The sequence below is a fragment of the Actinacidiphila yeochonensis CN732 genome, from assembly GCF_000745345.1.
Taxonomy (GTDB): Bacteria; Actinomycetota; Actinomycetes; order Streptomycetales; family Streptomycetaceae; genus Actinacidiphila; species Actinacidiphila yeochonensis.
On the sequence record NZ_JQNR01000005.1, the window covers coordinates 1,598,785 to 1,622,973 of the forward strand.

The 24,189-nt window shown below is 70.7% G+C and carries 19 protein-coding genes; 9 read left to right on the forward strand and 10 right to left on the reverse strand.

Translation table 11 applies throughout. The features are described 5' to 3' along the window. Position 1 precedes the first annotated feature (1 nt). On the reverse strand, positions 2–328 hold the full coding sequence (gene cutA, locus BS72_RS18610) for a divalent-cation tolerance protein CutA (protein WP_107498949.1): 327 nt from the start codon (positions 326–328) through the stop codon (positions 2–4). Positions 329–566: 238 nt separating this feature from the next. Here cutA and BS72_RS18615 point away from each other — a divergent pair, with 238 nt between their 5' ends. From BS72_RS18615 to BS72_RS18630, 4 genes are all read left to right on the forward strand, one after another. After that, entirely contained in the window at positions 567–1,661 is a 1,095-nt protein-coding gene (locus BS72_RS18615; RefSeq protein WP_157856274.1) for a phosphorylase family protein, read from the forward strand. A gap of 191 nt (positions 1,662–1,852) precedes the next feature. Next, entirely contained in the window at positions 1,853–5,812 is a 3,960-nt protein-coding gene (locus BS72_RS36605) for an NACHT domain-containing protein (protein ID WP_157856275.1), read from the forward strand. A 43-nt stretch (positions 5,813–5,855) separates the two neighbouring features. After that, positions 5,856–6,503, forward strand: a complete 648-nt coding sequence (locus tag BS72_RS18625) for a hypothetical protein (protein WP_037912013.1) — start codon at positions 5,856–5,858, stop codon at positions 6,501–6,503. 272 nt (positions 6,504–6,775) lie between these two features. Beyond that, complete coding sequence (locus tag BS72_RS18630; protein WP_232792636.1) at positions 6,776–7,243, forward strand: Uma2 family endonuclease; 468 nt, start codon at positions 6,776–6,778, stop codon at positions 7,241–7,243. Positions 7,244–7,308: 65 nt separating this feature from the next. Here BS72_RS18630 and BS72_RS39245 read toward each other — a convergent pair whose 3' ends face one another. Beyond that, positions 7,309–8,250 carry an ATP-binding protein gene (locus BS72_RS39245; protein ID WP_107498825.1) on the reverse strand — a complete coding sequence of 314 codons (942 nt, stop codon included), beginning with the start codon at positions 8,248–8,250 and terminating at the stop codon, positions 7,309–7,311. A 225-nt stretch (positions 8,251–8,475) separates the two neighbouring features. After that, positions 8,476–9,192, reverse strand: a complete 717-nt coding sequence (locus BS72_RS18640) for a GntR family transcriptional regulator (protein WP_037912016.1) — start codon at positions 9,190–9,192, stop codon at positions 8,476–8,478. Positions 9,193–9,249: 57 nt separating this feature from the next. Here BS72_RS18640 and BS72_RS18645 point away from each other — a divergent pair, with 57 nt between their 5' ends. Continuing rightward, a complete protein-coding gene (locus BS72_RS18645) occupies positions 9,250–10,059 on the forward strand; it encodes a class I SAM-dependent methyltransferase (protein ID WP_037912017.1) in 810 nt (269 codons plus the stop codon). A 49-nt stretch (positions 10,060–10,108) separates the two neighbouring features. Here BS72_RS18645 and BS72_RS18650 read toward each other — a convergent pair whose 3' ends face one another. The 3 genes from BS72_RS18650 to BS72_RS18660 form a co-directional block, all read right to left on the reverse strand. Further along, positions 10,109–11,485 (reverse strand): RNA polymerase sigma factor, encoded by a 1,377-nt coding sequence (locus BS72_RS18650; RefSeq protein WP_037912019.1) that lies wholly within the window; start codon positions 11,483–11,485, stop codon positions 10,109–10,111. Continuing rightward, positions 11,458–11,877: a YciI family protein gene (locus tag BS72_RS18655; RefSeq protein ID WP_037912021.1), complete on the reverse strand. Its 420-nt coding sequence runs from the start codon at positions 11,875–11,877 to the stop codon at positions 11,458–11,460. The genes BS72_RS18650 and BS72_RS18655 overlap by 28 nt, the downstream gene beginning before the upstream one ends. Before the next feature lie 171 nt (positions 11,878–12,048). After that, positions 12,049–12,450 (reverse strand): PPOX class F420-dependent oxidoreductase, encoded by a 402-nt coding sequence (locus tag BS72_RS18660; protein ID WP_037912022.1) that lies wholly within the window; start codon positions 12,448–12,450, stop codon positions 12,049–12,051. A gap of 214 nt (positions 12,451–12,664) precedes the next feature. Here BS72_RS18660 and BS72_RS18665 point away from each other — a divergent pair, with 214 nt between their 5' ends. The 3 genes from BS72_RS18665 (at position 12,665) to BS72_RS18675 (ending at position 17,034) form a co-directional block, all read left to right on the forward strand. Further along, positions 12,665–13,396, forward strand: coding sequence for a class I SAM-dependent methyltransferase (locus BS72_RS18665; RefSeq protein WP_037912023.1), 732 nt, complete (start codon positions 12,665–12,667; stop codon positions 13,394–13,396). Between the two features lie 271 nt (positions 13,397–13,667). After that, positions 13,668–15,026, forward strand: a complete 1,359-nt coding sequence (locus BS72_RS18670; protein WP_051951238.1) for a glycoside hydrolase family 16 protein — start codon at positions 13,668–13,670, stop codon at positions 15,024–15,026. 283 nt (positions 15,027–15,309) lie between these two features. Beyond that, entirely contained in the window at positions 15,310–17,034 is a 1,725-nt protein-coding gene (locus BS72_RS18675; RefSeq protein WP_037912025.1) for a carbohydrate binding domain-containing protein, read from the forward strand. Between the two features lie 107 nt (positions 17,035–17,141). Here the strand turns inward: BS72_RS18675 and BS72_RS18680 are convergent, their stop codons facing one another. After that, a complete protein-coding gene (locus BS72_RS18680; protein WP_037912031.1) occupies positions 17,142–18,068 on the reverse strand; it encodes a LysR family transcriptional regulator in 927 nt (308 codons plus the stop codon). Between the two features lie 210 nt (positions 18,069–18,278). Here BS72_RS18680 and BS72_RS18685 point away from each other — a divergent pair, with 210 nt between their 5' ends. Beyond that, positions 18,279–19,640: an MFS transporter gene (locus BS72_RS18685; protein ID WP_051951961.1), complete on the forward strand. Its 1,362-nt coding sequence runs from the start codon at positions 18,279–18,281 to the stop codon at positions 19,638–19,640. A gap of 47 nt (positions 19,641–19,687) precedes the next feature. Here the strand turns inward: BS72_RS18685 and BS72_RS18690 are convergent, their stop codons facing one another. The 3 genes from BS72_RS18690 to BS72_RS18705 all read right to left on the reverse strand — a co-directional run bounded on the left by BS72_RS18690 (position 19,688) and on the right by BS72_RS18705 (position 23,396). Beyond that, a complete protein-coding gene (locus tag BS72_RS18690; protein WP_037912032.1) occupies positions 19,688–21,322 on the reverse strand; it encodes a WXG100-like domain-containing protein in 1,635 nt (544 codons plus the stop codon). Next, entirely contained in the window at positions 21,319–21,759 is a 441-nt protein-coding gene (locus BS72_RS32500; RefSeq protein ID WP_157856276.1) for a hypothetical protein, read from the reverse strand. Before BS72_RS32500 ends, BS72_RS18690 begins: the two co-directional genes overlap by 4 nt. 260 nt (positions 21,760–22,019) lie before the next feature. Next, the gene (locus tag BS72_RS18705; RefSeq protein WP_037916587.1) at positions 22,020–23,396 is read right to left on the reverse strand and encodes an SLC13 family permease; all 1,377 of its coding nucleotides are present in this window, start codon (positions 23,394–23,396) and stop codon (positions 22,020–22,022) included. Between the last annotated feature and the right edge of the window lie 793 nt (positions 23,397–24,189).

Genomic DNA, 24,189 nt, shown 5'->3' on the forward strand with positions numbered 1-24,189 from the left:
GCTACGCGGACGGCTCTGTGCTGTCGGCAACCCATCGCAGGTACGCCTCCGAGCCGGCCACGATCGGCACCGCGACCACCTCGGGCTTCTCCCACGGATGGCGCTCCAGCAGATGCGCCTCCAACGCCGGGTACCGCTCCACGGTGGTCTTGAGCAGCAACTGCCACTCCTCACCGGTCCCGAACTCGCCGCGATGCCAGAACACCGACAGCACCGGCCCCACCACCTGTGCCCCAGCCGCGAGCCGCCCTTGCACGACGGACTCCGCCAGGTCAACGGCCTGTTCGCGCGTCTCGGTAGCGGTCGACACCTGCACGAAGTCAGTCATCCCCCAAGTATCCATCGCCGTCATCTGAGCCGGGTGATCTATCTGCTCGCACACCAGCGTTGGGCGTTCCTGACAGAGTCCTCGTCGACCTGAACGTGTTCCCGTCCCTGCATACGTCGTCACGTGGTCGCGAAGCGCTGACCGCAGTGTCCGACTATAAACACACCGCCGTGACCCGCTAGTCTTCTTGTAACATTTCAGCGGACTTAGAGGCGATCGCATGGAGCAGAGGGCGGACGTGGTGATCTTGACTGCGCTGCTAGTTGAGTTCCAGGCGGTGTTGGCGTTGATGAGTGATCAGGCGACGCTCGTTCATCCGGAAGGCACTCGCTTTGTGAAGGGAACAGTGTCCGGAGTCAGAGGAATCGTCGCTGTCGCCCGAATCGGTCCTGGCAACCTGAACTCTGGCATCGTCACTGAACGTGCTCATCAGTGGCTGAAGCCTCGAGCACTGCTGTTCGTTGGTGTGGCGGGTGGGTTGAAGCCGGAAGCCGAACTCGGCGACGTGGTGGTGTCGACAAAAATCCACTACCTGCATTCGGGTAAGGAAACGGTTGCGGGCTTCCAGGCTCGTCCGGTGCCAGGCGCTGTTTCGCACGAGTTGGAACAGGCGGCCGGAATGGCTCTCCACTCGGACGCCTGGCACGCATGGGTGTCCAAGGAGGTTCGGACGACTTGGCAGGGGGCTGCTCCGCAGGTTCACTTTCAACCCATCATCGCCGGTGAGGTGGTCTTGAACTCTCAGGAAGCTCCGCTGCGCGACCAGATCACCTTTCACTACGGGGATGCCCTGGCCATCGAGATGGAGTCCGCTGGCGTCGCCCGCGCGGCCGACCTGTCGAATGGTCTCCAGATCCTGACCCTTCGGGGCATCAGTGATCATGCCGACGTCGGCAAGGCCGACGCGGACGCGTCGGGTTCGCAGCGCCGCGCGTCCGCGCATGCCGCCGCCGCGATGGCGGCCCTCCTGTGTGAGTTGCTACCGACCGCGCTTGGACCTGCCGGCTCCGCCGGGACTGTGAGTCCTGAGGGCACTGTTCTCAACGCCTCGGCTTCCGATATCGAGTGGGTAAATGCCCTGATGGCCTTCGGTGACATGGCGAAGGTCGACTTCCGACAGGATGTTCTCCGTGATATGGGCCGTATGCTCGGTCTGCCCCATGCGTTTCTCGCGGCAGAATCTCCTGTGCCCCGTGATCACGTACGCGAAATAACCCGGCGGATGAATGCATACCGTGACCCTGCGGCCGCGCGGTTGGCGCTCTACCACGCTCTTGAACTCGCCCGCCCTGACGAATTTGCCTTGAAGGGGCTGAGGCGGTTGCTGCCGTGAGGCGGGAGGTGTTCACGGTACGGGTACGCCGCTGGTGTCGTGTCCGCGCTGACAGTTCTCCCGACGAGGATTTTTTTCCGCTGGACGACGACGGATTCCTTGGGGCTGATAATGTTTTCGCACCTTCTGGGTCCAAGACCGCAAAGGGCGTCCTCGTTGACCCGAACGATGTCGCTCGTAATGGAGCCGTCGTGCTGCTTGGTGAGCCGGGTGCTGGAAAGACCTCGGTCTTCCGTTCGCTGGTGGATGGGCTGCCGCTATGGGATGCCCCTATCGTTTCTGACAGCACCGACCGCTGTATATGGATCGATGGCCCAGACCTGACACCTGCTACCTACGACGAGGTCCTCGGAAGGCACCTCACCGCACTACCGAGCGTGGCGCTCGACCTCGATGTTCCCCAAGACGGAATTCTGACGGTCGTCATCGATCAGGCTGATGAGAGCGAGATTTGCCGCAATCTACCTTCTTATCTAAAGCGCTCACTGAGGTACAAGGACGTGCGCCGCATACGCCTGCTAGTCGCCTGCCGTACAGGTGACTATCCGCCCAGTTTGACCCGCGTCCTGCAGGACGCGTTTGGCAGCTGCTCCCTGGTGGATCTCGCCCCGTTGTCGCGTGCGGACGCCGTGGCGCTCGTCGATAGCGCTGGCGTCTCAGGTGAGCAATTGGTTTCCGAGGTCGTCGCCTTGCGCGCCGGAGCACTTGCCAGCGTTCCTCTAACCCTGGAACTTATCGTGCGCGAATACCGGGAGAGTGGCCGCCTGACGGGCGGCGCTATGGAGTTGTTCGGTGATGGTGTCCGACTACTCGCTGCGGAGTACGACACCGACCGGTTCGCCATAGCAGCTCCGACTACGACATGGCCACAACGACTGCAAGTCGCCGGGCGCATCGCCGCACGACTGGTGCTTTCGGGCCGACGCACTCTGTGGCGGGGGAGCCTGCTGGAGGAAAGACCACTTGGCACTGACCTGGATGTCTCCACCATCCCGGGGGGCAGCGAACAGACATCAGACGTCGAGCCCTTCGAGGTGACCCCAACGGTGGTCGACGAGGTGCTGCATTCGGGGTTGTTCACGGCGAGCGGGAACCGTAGGTTCGCATTCCGTCACTCGTCAATCGCCGCTTTTCTCACTGCCAAACACCTCATCTCTCGATCTGTCACAGACGCCGCACTCCGCCGTTTGTTCCTGGTCGGAGTCCCGGATCAGGAAACGGCCAGCATCCCTGTGTCACTGCGGGAAACGGCTGCATGGCTAGTGGCGCTCGCCCCTGAACGATCGCAATGGCTTGCCTCGGCTGACCCGGAAAGCCTGACCATGCACAGCGGCCTCGTCCGCTCCGACAGCGTCAAGGAACTCATCGTAAGTCGCCTGCTGGAGCGCGCTGCTGACGTTGAACTAGGCGATGTCAGATGGCACCAGACACGCTGGGTACTTGGACATCCTGGCCTGGCTCGCCAACTTCTTCCGGTCCTCACGCTCAACCCTGCGGATTTCAGCGACTGGCCGACTTGGGCTCGTGCCCGGATAGCGCTTCGCCTGGCGGAGCAGTGCCCTTCACCAGACCTTGCACCGCTGCTGCTGAACGTGGCAGCCGACCCTCGATGGCCGGCCGAGGACCGTGCGCACGCCGCCAGGGCCGCCTTCGCATGTGACGCTACAACGACCGTACCTGCGTTGAGAGATGTACTGGCCACCCTAGGATCGCAGATGGATAAAGACCCCGGTCTCAGCCTCCGGGGCACTCTTCTGACGCTGCTGTGGCCCAACTTTCTCAAGACGGAGGCGATGCTCGGCGCATTGAGCGAAACGCCGAGCGATAACCGGTACGGAGCTTATGAGCATTTCCTGTCCAACGTGCCAACCGCATGCCCCGACGAGGATGTGCGCCATGTTGTGGCATGGCTCCTGCAGCGTACGACGGACGACATGGCGACTGACGGTCGTGAGAGAAGATTTACGGAGGATAATCTCGTCTCCCATACGGTCGACCGTGCGCTGAGCGTCACCAGTGCCGAGTCGCTGCTGCCTGATATCGCCCGGATCCTGACGACGCGCTTTCTGGATCACATGAAGGTGGGATTCCCCTATGCGCTGGACCAGGTAACACCCGATGGGTTAGAGCCGATCTCCGTCCGCGATCTCCGGCGCAGCCTTGCCGTCGCCCTACTTGCCTGCGGAATCGAGGCAGGACAGGCTATGCGATATTTTGCGTGGCTCGTTGTCCGCGAGTGGGAGCCTCACCGCTCGTGGTCCTTGGAGCCGGAAGGACCGCACGGCGGTCGGTTCATGCTGCTTGACGCCAGCGATTTTGGCTGGGCGCTTCGGCAGGGGGTTGGCACCTCCGAGAGGCCCGAATTGTCGGACGGCTATGCTCATCTCGCAGAAATTCTCTTCGATCAGCAGAGTCAAGAGCACTTCGAACTCGCCTACCAGAATAAGGACAACCCCGCCTGGCCTTATCTGAAATGGTTCTATGACCCGATTGATATTCACGGTGACCTCGCAAAGGCGTGGCGTAGGAGCTACAGACTCGCGTCCGAGGCGCCATGGCCGGAGCGTGCGAAGTTCATCGATGAACAGCATGCACGCCTAGAACGGGCGCGCACGCATGACACCGACAGCTTCTGGCGTCTGCTCTGGGATTTGCAGTTCAATCCGAATACCGGCAAGGGTGAGCACCGCCTTGATGCCAATGTCTCCGACTGGCCAGGATGTTCGTTGTTTGATGCTGGGGAGCTCGCTGCTCTACACGGCTGCGCCCTGGACTTTTTGCGGAGAGAGAACGATCACGCGGACGAGTGGCTAGGGTCGGAGAAGAGGGATTATCGTGCCTGGGCGGGGCTCCAGTCGCTTTTGCTGCTCGACTGCCGTGGAACCCTGGAAAACCTCGAAGTTGACTGCTGGAGCGCCTGGGTTGGGGCGATCGCTGATCCGTGGTCTAGCCCCTCCTCTGCGACGTGGTCATCGCTGCTGAAGAAGGCGGTGCTCAACGATGCCCACGGTCTCAGCAGTGCGATTCGGAGGGTTGTCAAGGCGCAACTTGAACAAGGCGTGCAACCGCTGATTCTTGAGCGTGTTGAGGCGAATTGGTCTCCAGATATTGCTGAGGTCTTGGAAGAATTCCTGGTTGTGGTGTCTGCTGCGTTACTGCCAAAAATGCGCATCGAGCGCAAAGTTGATTTGTTGACAATGTCGGGAAAAGCGTTCGAGGAGGATGGTGAAGGTAGAGCGGCGTTGGTCCGTACCTGGTCTGGTCTTCTCGCCGCCCTCCTCTCCGTGGATAGCGCTCTTGCACAATCGGTCACCGATTTCGTCCTCGAAGCAGTCAACGAGAGCGCCGAGGCTGACGACCTCGAACTTCCCGTGATTGTCGCTTGCATTCTCGTGGAGGCTGGCGGAGTCGATGCGTGGTTGCAGTTCAGAACCCTGATCGACAAGTCGGTAGGTTTCAGCCGGGCTCTCGCGCTCAGATGTGCCGGGCGTTCCAACCGTGGGTACCTTGAGGATGGCGCCGACGAAGCTGGACTCAGTGGACTCTACCGCTGGCTAAACGCGATATTCCCGCAGGATGAATTTGGTCGTCCTCTCGGAGTACACGTGATCACCCCTGAGATGGAAGCGCTGGACTGGCGTGAGGCGCTGCCCGGAACACTGAGCCGTCGCGGAACCCCAGCGGCGGTGGAGAATCTGACGGTTTTGGCGGCCGAATTTGAGTCGCGCCTGAACCTGAGAGCGGCGCTCGTTTCTGCACGGACCAACTGTCTTGCGGCAACATGGACACCCGCCGATCTTGACGAAGTAGTTGCGATCTTGGCTGGCGCCAGCGATCCTTTTGATCCTGCATCTGCCGAAGCAGTACTCGTCGAGGCATTGGAAGCCTTCCAGGACATGGGGAGCCATGGATTCCGGGAGGGGATAGTGCGCGACATGCAGCGACTCATGAACTCACCCCGGCTACTGCCCATCGCGGATCACAGTCTGGCTCGCGACCACCTGCGGGCGATCGCCGCGTACGTGTACGCCGAGGGCGGCTTGCCTGCCCAGCTAGCCCTCCGCCTGGCACTCGAACAGGCTCGTCCCGACGATCAAGGTCTGGAGTCACTCAGGGGTCTCCTCGCAGTGCGCGACAGCCACCGGACGTGAGACGGTGGCCCGGCCGAGTGGGCAGGACTGTGGGGGATGAGGAATGGGCTTTCTACGTGATACCGGTGCATCTCTGTTCGCCAGCGCTCTTTTCGTGGCACTGGCGTGGGCACTGTCGAAGACCGCCCGTCGCTTCCTGCGTGGCCTTGCCGCTCACCTACTCCACTTGGATGTCGAAGAGGTCTTCCGCAACAGCCGTGAGGCGGCGTCTGACATCAAACGGGAGCTCAGCCGGGCACGTGAAGTGTCCATCCTGACTGGCCGCGGCGCCGAGTTGCAGCGCGACTCGTTCGAGGAGCTGCTTCTCCGGTGTCAGGCTCGGCGCTGTCGCTGCCGGATCCTGCTGCCAAAACTGGACGTTGCGGCAGGCGAGGCGAACTGGATCACTAACCGTGAGGAGGAGATGCAGGCCTTCGACGCTGCTTTCGGCACCGGCCTACTGCGTCGCCAGATCGCAGCAACCTACGACTACCTCGCTCCCCTTTCGGTTGTAGGACACCTCGAGGTACGCGACTACAGCGTTCCGCATATCGGTCGGATCGTCGCAACCGAGCGGGTCCTCTACCTGACTCCCTACACGGCAGACCGGCATGGCAGAGAGTCGACCGTGATCAAATACCGCCGCGGGGAGACGTACGACTTCCTGATGCGTCTAGTGGACAAGCTTTGGGCGGCGTCCGGACCGGCGTGAGCTCCTGGGGCACTCGGTCGCCACATGCAAAGCGCTCTTCCAGCAGCACGGATTCAGCACACATGGGTGCGGGAAGCCCTGCGTAGCATTGGCAACAAACGAGAGCTGTTTCTGCTGGTCAGCCATACATCGGCCGCATCACCGCAGGTCAGCGTCCCGCCCTGAGGGATCTTGTAAAGCGTAGGTCGTCGGTTCGAACCCGACAGGGGGCTCCACATCCGCCCTGGTGAGGGCGGCTCTCCCGGCGTCGGCCGCGGTGGCTTGCTGCTGGCCTGCCCCGGTTCCGGTCTCGTTCGGGGTGTACTTCCGGCGTGGGCAAGAGCCGCAACCCGGATCTGACCTACCTGCCGGCTGAGGTCCTGGAGGCCACGGACAACCAGGTCCCGGCGGAGAGCGCGGCCATCGCCGTCGAGTTGGTGTCGCCGTCGAACCCGGAGAACGACTGGGTGGGCAAGGTCAGGGACTACCCGGTGATGGGAATTCCGCTGTATCTCGTGGTCGACGCCAGGCTGAAGTCCGTCACCCTCTTCAGCCGCCCCGATGGCGGGAAGTACCACCGCCGCGAGGACGCCGATTTCGGCGAGAACCTGCACATCCCCAACCGTTCGACTTCGACCTGGACACCGCGACGCTGCTGCCCTACGCCTGAGCGTTCGCCTGCTCGGCACGGATTCAGCGCGCATGGGCGCGGGAACCAGCATGCAGAGAACGGCCAGGTCAGGGGTGGTGCCCCCGCCTGACCCTTCGTGGCTGCTGGACGTCTCGTCGGACGTGTCCGACCCCGCGCGCCTGGCCGGGGGCAGGGTCACTGCGGGTGGTGCGCGGTCCAGTCGTCGAGGGCGGCGATGAGGGCGGGGCGGACCTCGTGATCGAGGAGGTCGGCGTGGCTGCGGAGCTTGCCGGCGATCTCGGTGAGGGCTCCCGGGTCGAGGCCGATGATCCAGCGGCCGTCGCTGACCTGGAGGTTGGCGACGGGGACGCGGAGGCCGGGGTTTGGGTGGTTGGGGGCGCAGTGGATGCTGGGTTCGAAGACCGCGTCGTCCTCAGTGTCGTCCCACCGGCCGGGTGCGGTGATGGGCATGGTGGGGCCGTCGAAGAGACTGCGGTGGTCGATGAGGGCGAGCCGTTGCGGCAACTCGTCCGGCGGTACGTCGGTCTCGGTGGGGTCGTCCTCGGCCCAGGCGGGCAGGTACCCGGAGGCCGAGGTCCCGTCGGTGGCGGTGATCGTCCAGGTCCCCGGGGTACTCCACGGCGCGGGCTGTTTCCCGGGTGCGGTCGCGCCGGGTGCGGTGGGGGTTCCCACCTCGAACCAGACGACCTTGCCGGCGGGGTCGTCGGCGCTGCCCCAGGCGGTGGCGAGGGCGTCGACCAGGAACAGGCCCCGTCCGCCCTCGGAGTCCGGCGACGCCTCACGCGGTCGGGGTCGTACGGGGCTGGTGTCGGTGACCTCGACTCGAACCCGCGTGCCGTCCGATCGGACAGCGACCGCACACGTGGTGCCGGCGTACCGAACGGCGTTGGCGATCACCTCACCGGACAGCAGTTCCAGGTCTTCGAGCTGCTCGTTCGGCAGAGCCAACCGCCATTCCCGAACGATCCGCACGACCGTTCGCCGAGCGCTCACGACATCTGCCATGACCGGCTGAACCAGGAACTCGGACGAGGTGACAGGCCGCCACGACCTTACGGCCGCTTCCTGGCGGCCGGCCTGTGGCGATGCCATGTGCGGAGAACCATGACTGGGCATGCCAGCCCCACCCCTTCGTCAACACAACCCGAAACACGGCGCATCGGATGCACCGGGTGACTGATCGTCACAGAAAATAGACTGGACCGGTGGACCGGTGGACCGGTCCAGTCAAGTCGCCTCCTCCTGCTGTCGCCGTTCAGGTACGAGGCGGGTCGGCTCGTCGTCCTGCCCGCGATGGTGAATCGAGGCGGCGCTACTTGCGGATTCCCAACAGCTGGCTGGTCACATGGGATAGGTGTCTGTCTGCTCCCACAATGACCCGGCCGTGACGCCTTCCTCGCATACCAGGGGACGACCGTCTTGGTCGTAAGCGGTGTGCAGCACGACGGCCACGGCGGCCGGGATGTCCAGGCGCAGGTGATGGGCCTGCTCGGCGGTGGCGAGTTGGACGGTTGTCACGTCGACTCCCTCTGCGGGGGAACGCCTCGTCTGCCGACTGACGTACCTCGTGGTGCCCTCGGCGATCGGCGCATGCTGTTCCAGGCGTGGCGCCTGGGCGACCACCTCCAGCGGAAACCACGCCTCGACGTAGCTGTGCGGCGTGCCGTCCAGTAGTTGCATCAGCCTGGCGCGACGCAGCGCGTGTGCGCCGGCGGGCAGGTTGAGCGCGGTGGCGATGTGCGCCGGCGGAGTGGTTCGTTCGGGATTGCCGACGCGCGTGAACGGCATGCCACCCGCCACTCGGGCGCTTCCCGCCCTCCGGTTGCCGGCGGGCCGCCCGATCGCGGTCTCGGCCACCACGAAGCCGGTGCCTTGGCGTGCCTCGACCACGCCGTCGTTGCGGAGAACGTCCATCGCCTTGACCACTGTTGCCCGCGACACCTGCCACTGTTCGGCGAGATCCCGGCCCGAGGGGAGCGTCTCTCCGGGAGGGAACTCGCCGCTTGCCATCCGGACACGCAGGGACTCTGCGATCTCTTCGTACTTCAGTAGTGCCATAGTTCCTCGTAAGGTCGCGGGCTGGACCGGTCCACCGGTGCGGAGGATACTGCCGCCATGGCGTCCCCCGAGCTGGCACCCGAGGTCACCACCTTCTACACCCATGTCTTCGACGAGGGGAGCCGGCTGACCTCGTCCGCCGACGGGCGGCTCGAACTGCTGCGTACGCGGGAGCTGTTGCGCCGCTTCCTGCCGGAGCCGCCCGCCCGGGTGCTCGACGTCGGGGGCGGTACGGGGGTGCACGCGCGGTGGCTGGTCCAGGACGGCTACGAGGTGGATCTGGTCGATCCCGTCGCCCGCCACGTCGAGCAGGCGCGCCAGGTGTGCGCGGCCAGCCTCGGGGACGCCCGCGACCTCGCCGCCGAGGACGCGTCGTACGACGTGGTGACGCTGCTCGGCCCCCTGTACCACCTGCCTGACCGGGACGAACGGCTCCAGGCGCTCGGTGAGGCGGTGCGGGTCGCCCGTCCGGGTGGACTGGTCGCGGCGGCGGCGATCAACCGCTACGCCTCCGTCTTCGAACACACCGCGCTCGCGCACCTGCACACCGAGCGCCTGCGGGAGTCGATCGCGGACGTCCTCGCCAGCGCCAGCTACGACGGCCGGCGCGGCTTCACCGTCTCCTACTTCCACCGCGCGGAAGAGCTGGCCGACGAACTCGGCGCCGCGGGCCTGCGCGACGTGCGGGTGTTCGGCGTCGAGGGGCCGACGTGGTCGTTGCTCAAGGCCGTCGAGCAGAGCACGGGCGCCCCGCCGAGCGAGGAGCTCTTCGCGTCCGCCCTCACCGCGGCCCGCCTCGCCGAGCCCTACCCCGAACTCCTCGCCGCCGGCTCCCACCTCCTGGCCGTCGGCTTCGCGGACAGCTGACCGTCGCGCGCACCGAGGGGGCGAGGCTGCCGCCCTGGGCGGGGCGGGCTCAGTCCAGGGCGGCTGCCTTGCGCAGCAGGACGGACCGTTCGGGGGCGTTGCGGCACAGGCCGGCGGCGAGTTCCAGTTCGGCGCGGGCCTCGGCGGTCCGGCCCAGGCGGGCGAGGAGCTCGCCGCGCACGCTCGGGAGCAGGTGGGAACCGGAGAGGCGGCCGGAGGCGGCCAGTTCGTCGACCATGGACAGCGCCTCCCGGGGACCGCTCGCCATCGCCACGGCCACGGCCCGGTTCAGCTCGACGACGGGCGAGGGCGCCACGCGGCCGAGCGCCTCGTAGAGGAGGACGACACGCTCCCAGTCGGTCGCCCGCACCGAGGGCGCCGTCGCGTGACAGGCGGCGATCGCGGCCTGAAGGCCGTACGGCCCCAGGCCCCGGCTGCCTGCTGCGGCCCGCCCAAGTGCGGCGCGGCCGCGCCGGATCGCCGCGCGGTCCCACAAGCGCCGGTCCTGATCCTCCAGAAGCACCGCCTCCCCGTCCGGCCCGGTGCGTGCCGGAAAGCGCGCGGCGGTGAGCTCGAAGAGCGCGAGCAGGCCGTACACCTCGGGCTCGTCCGGCAGTACCGCCGCGAGCGTCCGGGCCAACCGGACGGCCTCGTAGGCGAGATCGGGACGCAGCAGGCGGTCGCCGGCCGTGGCGGTGGAGCCCTCGGTGAAGATCACGTACAGGACGCTCAGGACGCCGCCGAGCCGGCCGGGCCGGTCCTCCGGCGCGGGCACCTCGAACGGGACTCGCGCCGCGGCGATCGTCTTCTTCGCCCGGGTGATCCTGGCCTGGACGGTCGGCACGGGCACGAGGAACGCCCGGGCGATCTCCTCGCTGGACAGGCCCCCCACCACGCGCAGGGTGAGGGCCACCCGGGCCTCGGGCGAGAGCACCGGATGGCAGGCCGTGAAGACCAGGGCGAGGACGTCGTCGTGGACCCGGTCCGGGTCCCATGGCAGATCGTCCGGCCGGCCCGCCGCGGTGGCCGCGCCCGAACTGGTCTCGCCCTCGGCCAGCCGGCCCGCCAGCAGGGCGTACCGCTCGTCCAGGGCCGACGCGCGCCGGAAGGCGTCGATGGCGCGCCGCCGAGCGGTCGCCAGCAGCCAGCCCACCGGACTGGCCGGCGCGCCGTCGCGCGACCAGGAGACCAGTGCCTCCGCCAGCGCCTCCTGCGCGACGTCCTCGGCCAGCGCGAAGTCGCCGGTGTAGCGGGCCAGCGCGCCCACGATCCGCGCCGACTCGATCCGCCAGACGGCCTCGACGGCCCGCCGCGCCGGACCGGCGCTCGACGGACCGGCGCTCGGCGGACCGGCGTCGGCCGGGGGTGTCCGCGGCGGATCGTCGTCGGCCGGGGGCGTCAGAGCTGCCCCGTCTGCTCGCGCCATGCCCGCTCCCTGACGATCCACTCGTTGTCCTGTGGGAACTCGTCGATGCCCGGCACCCGGCGGACCTCGCACTTCGACCCGGGGAAGGCGGGCAGCCGCTTGGCCCACTCGACCGCCTCCTCCTTCGACGCGACGTCGATCAGGTAGAAGCCGCCGAAGAGCTCCTTCGTCTCACCGTACGGGCCGTCGGTCACCACCGGGGTCTCCCCGCTGAAGTCCACCACCACGCCCTGGGACGGATCGTCCAAGCCCTCGGCGGCCACGAGCACGCCCGCCCGGATCATCTCCTCGTTGAGGCGTCCCACCACTTCGAGCATCTCGTCGAACGGCGTCTCCGCCATCTTCGCGACGGACTCGTCCGTGCCCCGCATGATCAGCATGTACTTCGCCATCGTCGGCCTCCTTGGTCGGGGTCGCCTCTCGACCCTCTCTATCCCAGGTCGAACGGCGCCGTCGCGTATCGACACGGCAGACGGAGATCGAGCGTTTTTCTCGGCGGGCGTCCTCGCCCCGCCCCGTGGGCGGGCAGGGAGAGGAAGCGGGCGGAGCCGCCCGCCGGGCGGTCAGCCGCGGGGGCCGCTGATCCGCTCGGGCTGGATCACGTAGAGCACCCGGACCTGGTCGCGGCCGCCGAACCACGGGTACGGCCCGCCCAGGTACTTCTTGGCGAGCGCCTCGATGTGGTCGACCGCGCCCTCGGTGGTCACCTGGACGACCCGGCCGCGGATCTGGACGTAGGAGGACGGGTCCGAGGGGTCGGAGACCGCGACGGCCACCCGTGGATCGCGGGCGATGTTCCGGGTCTTCTGGTGCGACTCGACGCTGTTGATCAGGACGTTCTCGCCGTCGGTGTCGACCCACGTCTGGGTGAGCTGGGGCGAGCCGTCGGGCATCGTCGTGGCGATGTAGCAGGTGCTGGGGCGGCGCAGCAGCGCCACCACCTCCGGGCTGAGCGGGACGGGCACGGGAGTTCTCCACGGTTCGGTACGGCGCGGTGCTGGGCCAACCGTAGCCATGTCGGGGGCAGTTGCGGCGCCGGGTCCGTACCGGCGTGCCGGTGGCGGTGCCGGTTCTGTTGCCGGTCCTGGTGGCGGTTCTGGTGCCGGTTCTGGTTCCGGCGCAAGGGCCGCTCTCCGATGGCCGGTTCGGGCCGGGCGGTCCGCTGGCAGGATGGCGGGCGTGACCACCTCCGATGACCAGAAGCAGCGTCAGGCGAACTCGTTCGGAGCGGCGGCCGACGCCTACGAGCGGGGCCGCCCGCCCTATCCGCCGGAGGCCGTGGCCTGGCTGGTGCCCGACGAGGCGCGGGTCGTGGTCGACCTCGGCGCGGGCACCGGCAAGCTCACCCGGGCCCTGTCCGCCCCCGGGCGGGAGGTCGTCGGGGTGGAGCCCTCGGCCGGTATGCGCGAGCGCTTCGCCCGCGTCCTTCCCGGGGTGCGCGTGCTGGACGGGACGGGCGAGTCGATCCCGCTGCCGGATGCCAGCGCGGACGCCCTGGTCTACGCGCAGGCCTGGCACTGGGTGGACCCGGAACGGGCGGTCCCCGAGGCCGCCAGGGTCCTGCGCCCGGGCGGGAGGCTGGCGCTGGTGTGGAACTTCCGCGACGGGTCCGTGCCCTGGGTCGCGGAGCTGGAGCGGCTCCTGCGGGACTGCGCCGCCTCCCCGACGGAGGACGACCAGGTGGAGAGGGTGGGCGAGCCCTTCGGGCCGGTGGAGCGGCGGGAGTTCCGCTGGAGCCACCCGGTGGCCGCCGACGAGGTCGTGGACATGATCGCCTCGCGCAGCTACGTGATCACCCTGGAGCCCGCGGCGCGCGGGGAGCTCCTGCGGCGGGTGCGCGCGTTGCTGGACGCGCGGCGGCCGACGGAGATGCCCTACGTGACGATGTGTTACCGCACGCGTCTCGGGTAGTCCTGTAGGTGGCTTCACGTGGTCGTGTGACCGCGCACTGTGTCCGATGGCGGGTCGGAGCAGGTCAAGGGGGCGCGGGAGGGTTCGCCCCGCTCTCCGGGTGGCTGAGGGGCGGATTTCGGCCATGGGGGGGGGTGGGCGGGGCGGGCTTTGAAAGCGCTCTCAGACATCTTGACGGTTTGGCATGTGCACATTTTCAATCGGTAACGCTCGGCTCCCGTACGTTCGCCCCCCATCCCCCACATGTTCGACCGATCCTGGGAGATCGCCGATGACCCCTCCACACCCGCTCGGCGCCGACCGGCGCCCGGGCCTCTCGATCTGGCTGCGACGCGTCCGGGCGGCCGTCGCGCTCGCCGCCCTCAGCCTGTTCGCCGTCTTCGCGGCCGGGGTTCCGGCCGCGCAGGCCGTCACGGTGCCCGCACCGCCCTCCGGCTGGTCCACGGTGTTCAGCGACGACTTCTCCGGCGCGTCCGGCAGCGCGCCCAACTCCTCGAAGTGGACGTACGACACCGGTCCCGGCTCGAACTTCGGCACCGGCGAGATCGAGACCATGACCAACTCGACCTCCAACGTCCACCTCGACGGCAGCGGCCACCTCGACATCACGGCGCTCGGTAGCGGCAGCAACTGGACGTCCGGCCGCATCAAGACCCCGTCCGCCGTGGTCGGTGCGCCGGCCGGCGGGAAGCTGGAGGTCACCGCGTCGATCCAGCAGCCCAACCCGGGCAGCGGGCTCGGCTACTGGCCGGCGTTCTGGATGCTGGGCCCGGGCCAGTGGCCCGAGAACGGCGAGATCGACATCATGGAGGACGTCAACGCGCTCTCCGAGGTGGCCGGCACCGTCCACTGCGGCACCTCGCCCGGCGGTGTGTGCAACGAGGGCAACGGCATCGGCAGCGGACTGCGCGCCTGTTCGGGCTGCCAGAGCGGTTACCACACGTACACGATGATCCTCGACCGGACGAACACCTCCGCCGAGTCGATCACCTTCTACCTCGACGGCAGCGCCTACTTCACCGTCACCGAGGCCCAGATCGGCACGTCCACCTGGCAGGCGGCGTTCGACCACAACCTGTCGATCATCTTCGACCTCGCCATGGGCGGCGGCTTCCCCAACGGGGTCTGCGGCTGCACCTCGCCGGGTTCGGGGACCACCTCCGGCGGCACGATGAGCGTCGGGTACGTGGCCGCGTACACGACCTCCGGCTCCGGCGGCGGCACCACCACCCCGCCGACCGGCGGGGGCAGCGCCATCACCGGCTACGGCGGCCTGTGCCTGGACGACGCCTCGGCCAGCACCGCCAACTACAACCCGGTGCAGATCTACACCTGCAACGGGACCGCCGCCCAGCAGTGGACGGTCGTCCAGGCCGGCAGCACCCTGCACGTCCTGGGCAAGTGCCTGGACGTCTACGCGGCGGGCACGGCCAACGGTACGAAGGTCGACCTGTACGACTGCAACGGCACCGGCTCACAAGTGTTCATCCCGCAGTCGAACGGGTCGCTGTACAACCCGCAGTCCAACAGGTGCCTGGACGATCCCAACTCGTCGACGACACCAGGAACCCAGGTGCAGATCTGGGACTGCAACGGCACCGGCGCCCAGGTGTGGCACCTGCCCTCCTGAACCACCGGGAATCCGCGTCGAGCTGATACACCGTCAGTTCGTGTGCCGCTGACGGCCCCGTCCGTCCCGCCCGCCCCGCCGACCCGTCGTGTCGCGGGGCGGGCGGCCGTCGTCCGGGGCCGCCGTGGAAGCGGGGCGGGGGCGGGGGTCGGAGTTGTCTAGTCCTATTGACGTGGACGCGCCAAGGCGGTTTGGTATGTACCAGCGCCAGGTCCGGCGTCGGTACTGTCGAACCCCCCCACATCCCCGCGCCCGTCGGGCATCCCCGAAAGGGGTACTTGTCATGCATTTGGCGAGATATGCCGCCTCCGTCTGCGCCGTCGCGCTCACCACCGCCGGTGTGACCGTCGCGCTGGCGCCCGCCAGCAGCGCCGCCGGCTCCAGCGTCTACTCCGTGGCACCGTACGTGGACATGTCCAACGGGCAGGAGGGCCTGCTCGACACCGCCGTCACCGGCCACGGCCTGAAGGCGTACACCGCCGCTTTCGTGCTCGGCGAGGGGTGCACCCAGATCTGGGGCGACACCCTCCCCATCGGCGCCGACTCCTACACCGACCCCGAGATCGCCAGGGCGAAGTCGGAAGGAGCCTCCGTCATCATCTCCTCCGGCGGGGCGGCCGGCGAACCGCTCGCCTGGACCTGCTCGACGCAGAGCACCATCGACGCCGGGTACCAGGCGATCATCAACGACTACGGTGTCACCCAGCTCGACTTCGACGTCGAGGGCGCCGCGGTCGCGGACACCGCGGCGGCGGCCCGCCAGATGCAGGCGATGAAGGACCTCAAGGCGTCCAACCCGAACCTCAGGTTCTCCATGACGCTGCCGGTGCTGGCCAGCGGCCTGACCAACGACGGCGTCAACATCCTCAAGGCCGCGAAGACGGCCGGCGTCAAGATCGACGTCGTCAACATCATGACCATGGACTACTACTCGGGCACCGGCACCGAGATGGGCCAGGGCAGCGTCGCGGCGGCGCAGGCCACGCTGGCGCAGATGCAGTCCGTGGACTCCTCGTACACCTACGCCAACCTCGGCATCACCCCGATGATCGGCAAGAACGACGACGGGTCCACCTTCACCCTGGCCGACGCGCAGACGGTGGAGAGCTTCGCGGCGCAGCACGGCGTGGGGCGGCTGGCGTTCTGGTCGGTCAACCGGGACCAGCCGTGCGGCGGCAGCGCCAACTCGCTCTCCACGTGCACCCAGATCAGCCAGAACAGCCTCGCCTTCACCGACGCGTTCGTCCCGTACACGGGCACCGGCGGCGGGAGCGGCGGAGGCGGGACGACGAGCAGCGACTTCTCGCTCGCGCTGTCGCCGGCCACCGCGTCGGTCGCGCAGGGCGGCTCCGCCACCGCGGCGGTCTCGACCGCCGTCACCTCGGGCAGCGCCGAGTCGGTCGGCCTCTCCGCCTCCGGCGCGCCCTCGGGCGTCAGCGTGTCCTTCAGCCCGGCCTCCGTCACCTCCGGCGGCGGTTCGACGCTGACCGCGTCGGTCGGGTCGTCGGCGGCCGCGGGCACCTACACGATCACCGTGACCGGGACGGCCGCCAGCGGCAGCCACACCGCGACGTACAAGCTCACCGTCACCGCCGCGTCCAGCGGGGGCGGCGGCGGGACCGGCGGCGGCTCGCTCTCCAACGCGGGCTTCGAGACGGGCAGCCTCAGCCCGTGGACCTGCCCGAGCGGCGGCACGGTGGTCTCCAGCCCGGTGCACTCCGGCAGCCACGCCCTCCAGGTCGTGCCCACCTCCTCGGCGACCGGTGAGTGCGACCAGGCCGTCACCCTCTCCGCCAACCACACCTACACCCTGACCGCCTACGTCCAGGGGCCCTACGCCTACGTCGGCGTCAGCGGCGGTGCCACCGCCAGCACCTGGTCCAACAGCTCCAGCTGGAACCAGCTGACCCTCTCCTTCACCACCGGCTCCAGCGGGGCCGTCACCGTGTACGTCCACGGCTGGTACGGCCAGTCCGCCGTCACGGCCGACGACTTCACGCTGAGCTGAGGCACGGACGCTTTGCTGCCGGCGGGCCCGGTCCGGGGGTAACCACCCCGGGCCGGGCCCGCCGTCCGTGGGCCTCGCGGGTCGGCCGCGCGGGGGCGGCTGTCCGGTCAGCGGGCCCAGGCCGGGGCCCAGGTGTCCGTGCCGGGCGGGGCGGGCGCGGGGGTCAGGTGGGCGCGCAGGGCCGCCAGCGCCGGGTGCGGGTTGTCGCGCCGCCAGACCAGCGCGTGCGGGTAGACCGGCGCCGGGTCGCGCACGGGGACGCGCCGCAGGTCGTGTCCGGCGGGCCACAGCACCCGGGTGCGCTCGCCGACGAAGGTGGCCAGCTCCGGGGACTCGGCGAGCGCGTCCACCAGGACCTCCGTGCCGAAGTTGGGGCCGGTCGCCTCGATGGTGAGGTCGAACGCGGCGGCCAGGTCGTCGTAGTACGCGGCCCACTCGGTGCCGGGGACGATGCCGGGAATCCAGATCCGGTGCCCGGCCAGCCGGCGCGGGGTCACCGAGCGGGCGGCGGCGAGCGGGTGCCCGGGGCCGGTGAGGAGGTGGAGCGGCTCACCGAGCACCCGGGCGGCCTCGACCTCCTCGGGCAGCCGGCTGCCGGGCATCGGCACGGCGCGGAAGGTGGCGTCGACGGCGCCGGCCCGGACGGCCTCCACCGCCTCGGCGGCGTCGCGCAGGGTCACCACGTCGAGGGCCGTCCCCGGGTGCGCCCGGTGGAAGCCGCGCAGCAGGTCGGCCGGGGCGAGCCGGGTGCCGAGCACGTCCACCCGCAGCGGCCGCCGGCCCGACCGGACGGAGGCCGCCGCCCGCTCCGCCGCCCGCAGCAGCTCGCGGGCGTGCGGCAGGAACGCCTGCCCGTCGACGGTGAGCCGGGCGCCCTGCGGCGTCCGGGTGAACAGCCGCACACCGAGATCGCGTTCCAGGGCGGCGATCCGCTTGGAGACGGCCTGCTGGGTGACGCCGAGGTCGGTGGCGGCGTCCCGGAACCGGCCCGCGTCGGCGGCGGCGGTGAAGGTCCGCACGGCGTCGAGGTCCATGGCCGCCAGCGTAGGGCCCACCTGTGACAACCGTTGGTTGTGCCGGGCTGCTCCGGTGGTTGTTTGCTCCCGGCGGACCGGGCTCGCTTTGATGCGTCCGACGAGCGGGACGACGGGACGGCGGACGGGGCGGGCAGCGTGGCGGCTGGCGAGACGACGGGCGGGACGGGCAGCGTGGCGGCGGGCGAGACGACGGGCGGGGCGGGCAGCGTGACCGCGGGCGTGACCGGCGGCCGGGCGAAGGGCCGGCGGTTGCTCGGGCGGCCCTTCGGGTGGCTGTGGGCGGCGTACGCGGCGAGCGCCGGCGGCACGGGGCTGGCGCTCAGCGCCTTCCCGCTGATCGCGGTGCGGGTGCTGCACGCCGGGCCGGCCCGGGTCTCCGTGCTGTCCGCGGCCGGGGCGGCGGTGGGCGCGGCGGTGGCGGTGTCGGCCGGGCCGTGGGTGGAGGCGCGGCGCAAGCGGCCGGTCATGGTGGCGATGGACCTGGTCCGCTGGGTCGCGCTGATGACGGTCCCGGCCGCGTACGCGCTCGGGGTGCTCGGCTTCTGGCAGCTCCTGGCCGTGTCGGTGGTCGTCGCGGCGGCCGGCATCATCTTCCGCGCGGCCTCCGGCGCCTTCCTCAAGTCGCTGCTGCCGTCCGAGGACCTGCTCGCCGCCAGCGCCCGCCTGGAGTCCACGACCTGGACCGCCACGATCCTCGGGCCCCCGCTGGGCGGCCTCGCGATCGGCCTGCTCGGCCCGGTCGTCACGGTCGCCGCCGACGCGGCCAGCTACCTGCTCTCGGCGCTGGGCCTGCGGATGGCGGGCGACCCGCGCACGGAACGGGCCGCGGCCGGCGCCGTCGCGGGTTCTCGTACGGGCGTCGCGGGTTCCCGTACGGGCGGGGCGGGTTCCCGTACGGGCGGGGCGGGTTCCCGTACGGGCGGGGCGGGTTCCCGTACGGGCGGGCTGCTCGACGGGTGGCGGCTGCTGCTGGCCGATCCGGGGCTGCGCCCGCTGTTCCTCAACACCGTCCTGGTGAACGGGCTGATCATGGCGACGGAGCCGCTGCTCGCCGTCCTCATGCTGGGTCGACTGGGCTTCGCGCCCTGGCAGTTCGGCCTCGCCTTCGCGCTGCCCTGCGTCGGCGGCCTGGCCGGCTCCCGGCTCGCCGGCCGGGTCGTCACCCGCTTCGGGCAGGACCGGGTGATGCGGGCGGCGGGGGCGCTGCGCGCCTGCTGGCCGGTCGGGCTGGCCTTCCTGCGGCCGGGGGTGGGCGGCCTGCTGCTGGTGGTCGCCGTGGAGTTCGCGCTGGTCAGCTGCATGGGCGTGTTCAACCCGGTGGTGGCCGCCTACCGGCTCGACCGGACCCCGGCGGACCGGGTGGCCCGCGTCCTGTCGGCCTGGACGATCACCGGCCGGGCCGCCATCGCCGCGCTGACCGCCCTGTGGGGGCTGCTGGCCGCGGCGGTCGGGCCGCGCGCCGCCATCGCCGCGGCCGGCGTCGTCCTGCTGGCCACCCCGCTCCTGCTGCCGCGCCCCGCCCGCGAGCCCTCAGGCGCCGACCGCGCCCCGGCCCCGGACGGCGCCTGAACGGCCCCGTCCGCGTCCCGGGGCGCACCCCGGGGCGGTGCGCCGCTTCACGTCCCGGCGGACCCGGGACCGGTGGACGCCCACGGGTCGTCCCAGGTGCTCTCCCACGGGTTGGCCTCGTCGGGCACGGGCCCGGGGGCCGTGCCGGTGCCGCCGACAGGGGTGCCGGAGCTGGAGGTGGCCACGGGGACGGGCGGGCCGTCCGTCCAAGGGGGCTGCGAGGTCGCGGGGGTGATACCGGGGGCGTCCTGATCGGGAGAGTCGTCCTCCCAGGGGGACCTGCCCCAGGGGTTGACGTCCGTCCAGGGGGAACCCGTCCCCTCGGAAGCGGTGCCGCGGGCCGGGGCGCGGGTGGGGTCGGAGCCGGTGGACGTCGTGGACGTCGTGGACGTGGAGCCCTTCCGGGCCCCGGGAGCGGCCTCCTCACCGTCCCAGGAGGAGCCCTGCGCCCAGGGGTTGGCCTCGGTCCAGGAGGCGCCCAGGACCACGGGGGCGTTCTCCGGCCAAGGGGTGGTGTCGGCCCAGGGGTTGACGGTGAGGTCGGAGGGCAGGGTGTCCGTCGGCTGGGCGGGGGCGTCGGGCGGCAGGGAGGGGGCAGGGTCGAAGGTCTGCGTCGGGCTCAGCCCGGTGGGGGAGTCCCCGGTGGCCGCCGGGGTGCCGGCCGGTGGCCGGGAGGGGGTGAAGAGGTCGTCCAGCAGGTCGTCCAGCGCGGGCTCCAGGTGGTCGGCCGGGGAGATCGAGCCCAGGTTCCGGGGGTTCATCGCGGTGTGCCGCGCACCCCAGAAGCTGTTGAACGCGCCGTTCGCCGCACCGGACACCCAGTCCCCGGAGAGCCCGGAGGTGGCGTCCTGCGCGGCGCCCTCCGCCATGCCGGTGAGCGACGAGACCCCGCTGTGCCAGGCCAGGTCGACCACGCTCCGGCCCACCGTCCCCAGCCCCGCCAGGTCGGCCGCCGCCTTGCCGACGCCGTGGCCGAGCGCCCCGCCGAGCAGCCCGGCGCCGAACCCGATGGTGCCGGCCACCGCGCCGTTCACCGCGGCTGTGGCCAGCTCCCCGCCGTCCAGCGACCGGCGGTGGTGCTGGCCCAGCTCGATGACCTGCGCCAGCAGCGCGAAACCCACCTGGGCCAGCACCGACTCGGCGACCCGGGTCAGCGCCCGGGTGGCGGCCCGGCGCAGGAAGGCGAGGCACAGCACCCGGGCCAGGGTGATCTCGGCCGCCGCGGCAGCCGCGCCGCCGAAGAAGAGCAGTACGGTCGCGTCCACCAGCAGCTGGACGGCGAGGACGGCCAGCGAGCCGAGGATCTCGATCCGCAGGGTCTCGATCTCGTTGGCGAGGCCGTCCAGCGCGTCCGCGGCGTCGTCGCAGCAGCGGACGATGTCGGGCAGCAGCGGGCCGGCGCCGCTCGCCCCGGTGCCCTGGGTGCCCTGGGTGGCCTGGGCGCCGACCAGCGCGTGCAGGAAGGTGTCGACGGCGTCGCGGGTCGCCCCCTCCAGCCCGGCGTCCACGTTCCGGTCCACGTCGGCGAGGTCGGCGGCGCAGGAGCCGAGGGCGGTCGCGACCTCGCGCCAGGTCTCGGCCTCGGCGCGCAGCGCCGCCTCGTCGCCGGTGGGCCACTTGTTGCCCACGACCACCATGAGCAGGTTCTGCAGCTCGGGCGGCACGTGGTGGGCGTCGATCACGCCCGGACACCGCCGCCCGGCGTTCCGCCGCCCGGGGTGAAGCCCTGGGCCAGGGTGGTGGCGGAGTCCTCGGCGTCGGCGAACCCCCGCCGGGCCGCCGCGAGGTCGTCCGCCAGGCCCTCCAGCAGCTTCGGCAGCTCCCGTACGGTGTCCAGCAGGTCCTGGCGCGATCCGGCGAAGGCGTCGCCGAAGGGCTGGCCGAGCCCGGGGTCGTCACCCCACAACTCGGCGCCGGCGGCGGCGTTCTGGAGCCGGACGGCGGCGTCCTGGGCGTGCCCGGCCGCGCTGCCTGCGGCGGTGACGGCCGCGGTGAGGGCGCCGAAGTCCACGACGAGTGCCGCGCCGCCGGCGGGCAGCGCGGGGAGCGCGGCCGGTGCCGCCGGTGCGGCCGGATCGGAGACGGGGGCGTTGCGGTAGCCGCCGATGGGGCCGGGCACAGTGGGATGGTCCGAGGGCTGCTGCCCGGGCGCCATGCGCACCTCCGCGGGTGGGGGACGTCTGCCGCCGGCCTCGCCGCGGTGGCGGCGGCCGACCGCGTCCATCGCACCACCGGCCGAGGGTGCGCTCCCGCGTCCTTGACGCGCTCCGAACGTTCAACCAGCCGTGTTTTGCGAGACCTTGACGTCGGGAGCCTCGGGCACGTCGGCAACAGCGGGGACGCCGGGGACGTCGGACTCCCGGTCCCGGGCGGAACGGCTCAGTACATCACCTGCAACCCCGCCCACAGCGCCACCACCGCGACCACCAGCGCCGCCGGCACCGTCAGCAGGCCCAGCCGGGTGAACTCGCCCAGTTCCACCTCGGTGTCGTGCGCGTGCACCACCCGCCGCCACAGCAGCGTGGCCAGCGAGCCGGCGTAGGTGAGGTTGGGGCCGATGTCCACGCCGATCAGTACGGCCAGCGCCGCGCCCGGACCGGACGGCGCGGCCAGCGGCAGCAGCACCAGCACCGCCGGCAGGTTGTTGATCACGTTGGCCAGCACCGCCGCCAGCGCGGCCAGCAGCAGCAGCGCGGGCAGCCCCTGACCGTCCGGCACCAGCCTGCCCAGGGCGTCGCCCAGCCCGTTGTCGACCAGGGCCCGCACCACGACGCCCAGCGCGAGCACGAAGAGCAGGAACGGTACGTCGGCCGCGCGCACCAGCGCCGCCGGGGTGGTGCGGCGCCGCAGCAGCGCGCGGACGGCCAGGACGGCGGCGCCGGCGAACGCCGCCCAGGCCGGGTTGATGTCCAGTACGGACGCGCCGACGAAGGCGGCCAGCGTCCCCGCCACCGTCCACAGCGCGAACACCGGCACCGGCGGCTCGCCCTCGGGCTCCCCGGCCGCGCCCGCCGCGTCGGCCGCCTCGTACCGGGTGCTGCCGCCGGACGGCGGTGCCTCGGCGCGCTCGGGGGCGTCGTGCCGGGTGCTGCCGGACCCGGCGGGCGGCGGGCCGCTCCACGGGCCGGCGGTGCCGACGGCCAGGTCGCGGGCGAAGAACCGCCGCGTCACCACGTACTCGACGGCGATCGCCACCAGCCACGGCAGGGCCATCAGCGCGGCGAACCGGGTGAAGCTCAGGCCGGCCGTGGCCAGGGCGAGCAGGTTCGTCAGGTTGGACACCGGCAGCAGCAGCGAGGCGGTGTTGGACAGGTGGGCGCACGCGTAGACGTGCGGTTTGGGCCGGGCCCCCACCCGGGCGGCGGTGGCGAACACCACCGGCGTCAGCAGCACCACCGTGGCGTCCAGGCTCAGCGCGGCCGTGGTCACCGAGGCCAGGACGAAGACCACGACCAGCAGCCGCTGCGGGCTGGAGCCGGCCGCCCGCGCCATCCAGGCCCCGCACGCCGCGAACAGCCCCTCGCCGTCGCAGAGCTGGGCCAGCACCAGCACGGCGGCCAGGAAGCCGACGACCGGGCCGAGCCGCTGGACCTCCTCACGGGCGTGGCCGAGCGAGACGGCCCCGGTGGCGAGCAGCAGCAGCGCGCCCGGCACCGCGGCGACCGCCTCGGGCAGCCGCTTCGGGCGGACCACCGCGAAGGCCAGCACCGCGGCGAGCACCACGGCGGAGAGCGTCTCCGCCGGCCACCCGGTCACCGGCCACCGGCCGATGGTGGGGTCGGCCCGGGCCCGGGGCCGGGCCGGAGCCGGGGTGGGGGCAGGGGTGCGCACGTGGGTCCGCTCCGTTCGGGTGGCCGGCGGCCGGACCCTCGCGGGGCCCGGCCCGCGCCGGTCGGCTGTCCCGGAAGTCTCCCGGGTGGCACCATCCTGCCCCGCACCAGGGCGGACACGTTCGAACCGGGCCGTGCGGAACGTGACGGTCCACCAGTCGCCGGTGTGATGTCCATATTGGTACCTGTCGCTTTTTGGACACGGTACCGGGATGGTCGGCGTCACCGCAGGTGGCGCGGGGTGAGCTGGGCGCGGTCGGGCCGCACGGAAGCGTTGCCGGGTGGTCCGGGGATGGCCTGATCGGATATCAATCTCCCACGGTGCGCAGCACGCGGGGCTGCCCGGCCAACGGGCGCCGGCGCGGCGCGCAGCCGTGTTCTCCCGGTCGCGGCCTCCCCGTATGGCTGTGAACCGGGACCGCCGCCGAGGATGTGGCCGGACTGCTCGCCCGGTCGCCTCGTGGGGGGGACCCTCGGCGAGGATGGGGATCGGACGGCCCGCCGGTCTCCACACCGTCCGCTCCCGCGCGTCCACTGCGCGGGAGCGGACGGTTTTCCAGCTCCGCGTGCCGGTGCCGTGCGCCGTGCTCTTCACCGCCCGGGTCGCACTTCACCGCCCGCGCCGACCGCGCCACGCCGACTGCCCGCGCCACGTCGGCTCGATCCACGCCGACTGCCCGATCCGCGCCGACCGCCCGATCCGCGCCGCGCGGCCCAGG

Excerpts from the sequence above, each read along its gene's own strand:
- BS72_RS18675 (WP_037912025.1), top strand. The coding sequence starts at position 15,310 with ATGCATTTGGCGAGATATGCCGCCTCCGTCTGCGCCGTCGCGCTCACC.
- BS72_RS18650 (WP_037912019.1), bottom strand. The coding sequence starts at position 11,485 with ATGGCGCGAGCAGACGGGGCAGCTCTGACGCCCCCGGCCGACGACGAT.
- BS72_RS18640 (WP_037912016.1), bottom strand. The coding sequence starts at position 9,192 with ATGGCACTACTGAAGTACGAAGAGATCGCAGAGTCCCTGCGTGTCCGG.
- BS72_RS18655 (WP_037912021.1), bottom strand. The coding sequence starts at position 11,877 with ATGGCGAAGTACATGCTGATCATGCGGGGCACGGACGAGTCCGTCGCG.
- BS72_RS18670 (WP_051951238.1), top strand. The coding sequence starts at position 13,668 with ATGACCCCTCCACACCCGCTCGGCGCCGACCGGCGCCCGGGCCTCTCG.
- BS72_RS39245 (WP_107498825.1), bottom strand. The coding sequence starts at position 8,250 with ATGCCCAGTCATGGTTCTCCGCACATGGCATCGCCACAGGCCGGCCGC.
- cutA (WP_107498949.1), bottom strand. The coding sequence starts at position 328 with ATGACTGACTTCGTGCAGGTGTCGACCGCTACCGAGACGCGCGAACAG.
- BS72_RS18680 (WP_037912031.1), bottom strand. The coding sequence starts at position 18,068 with ATGGACCTCGACGCCGTGCGGACCTTCACCGCCGCCGCCGACGCGGGC.
- BS72_RS18645 (WP_037912017.1), top strand. The coding sequence starts at position 9,250 with ATGGCGTCCCCCGAGCTGGCACCCGAGGTCACCACCTTCTACACCCAT.
- BS72_RS18625 (WP_037912013.1), top strand. The coding sequence starts at position 5,856 with ATGGGCTTTCTACGTGATACCGGTGCATCTCTGTTCGCCAGCGCTCTT.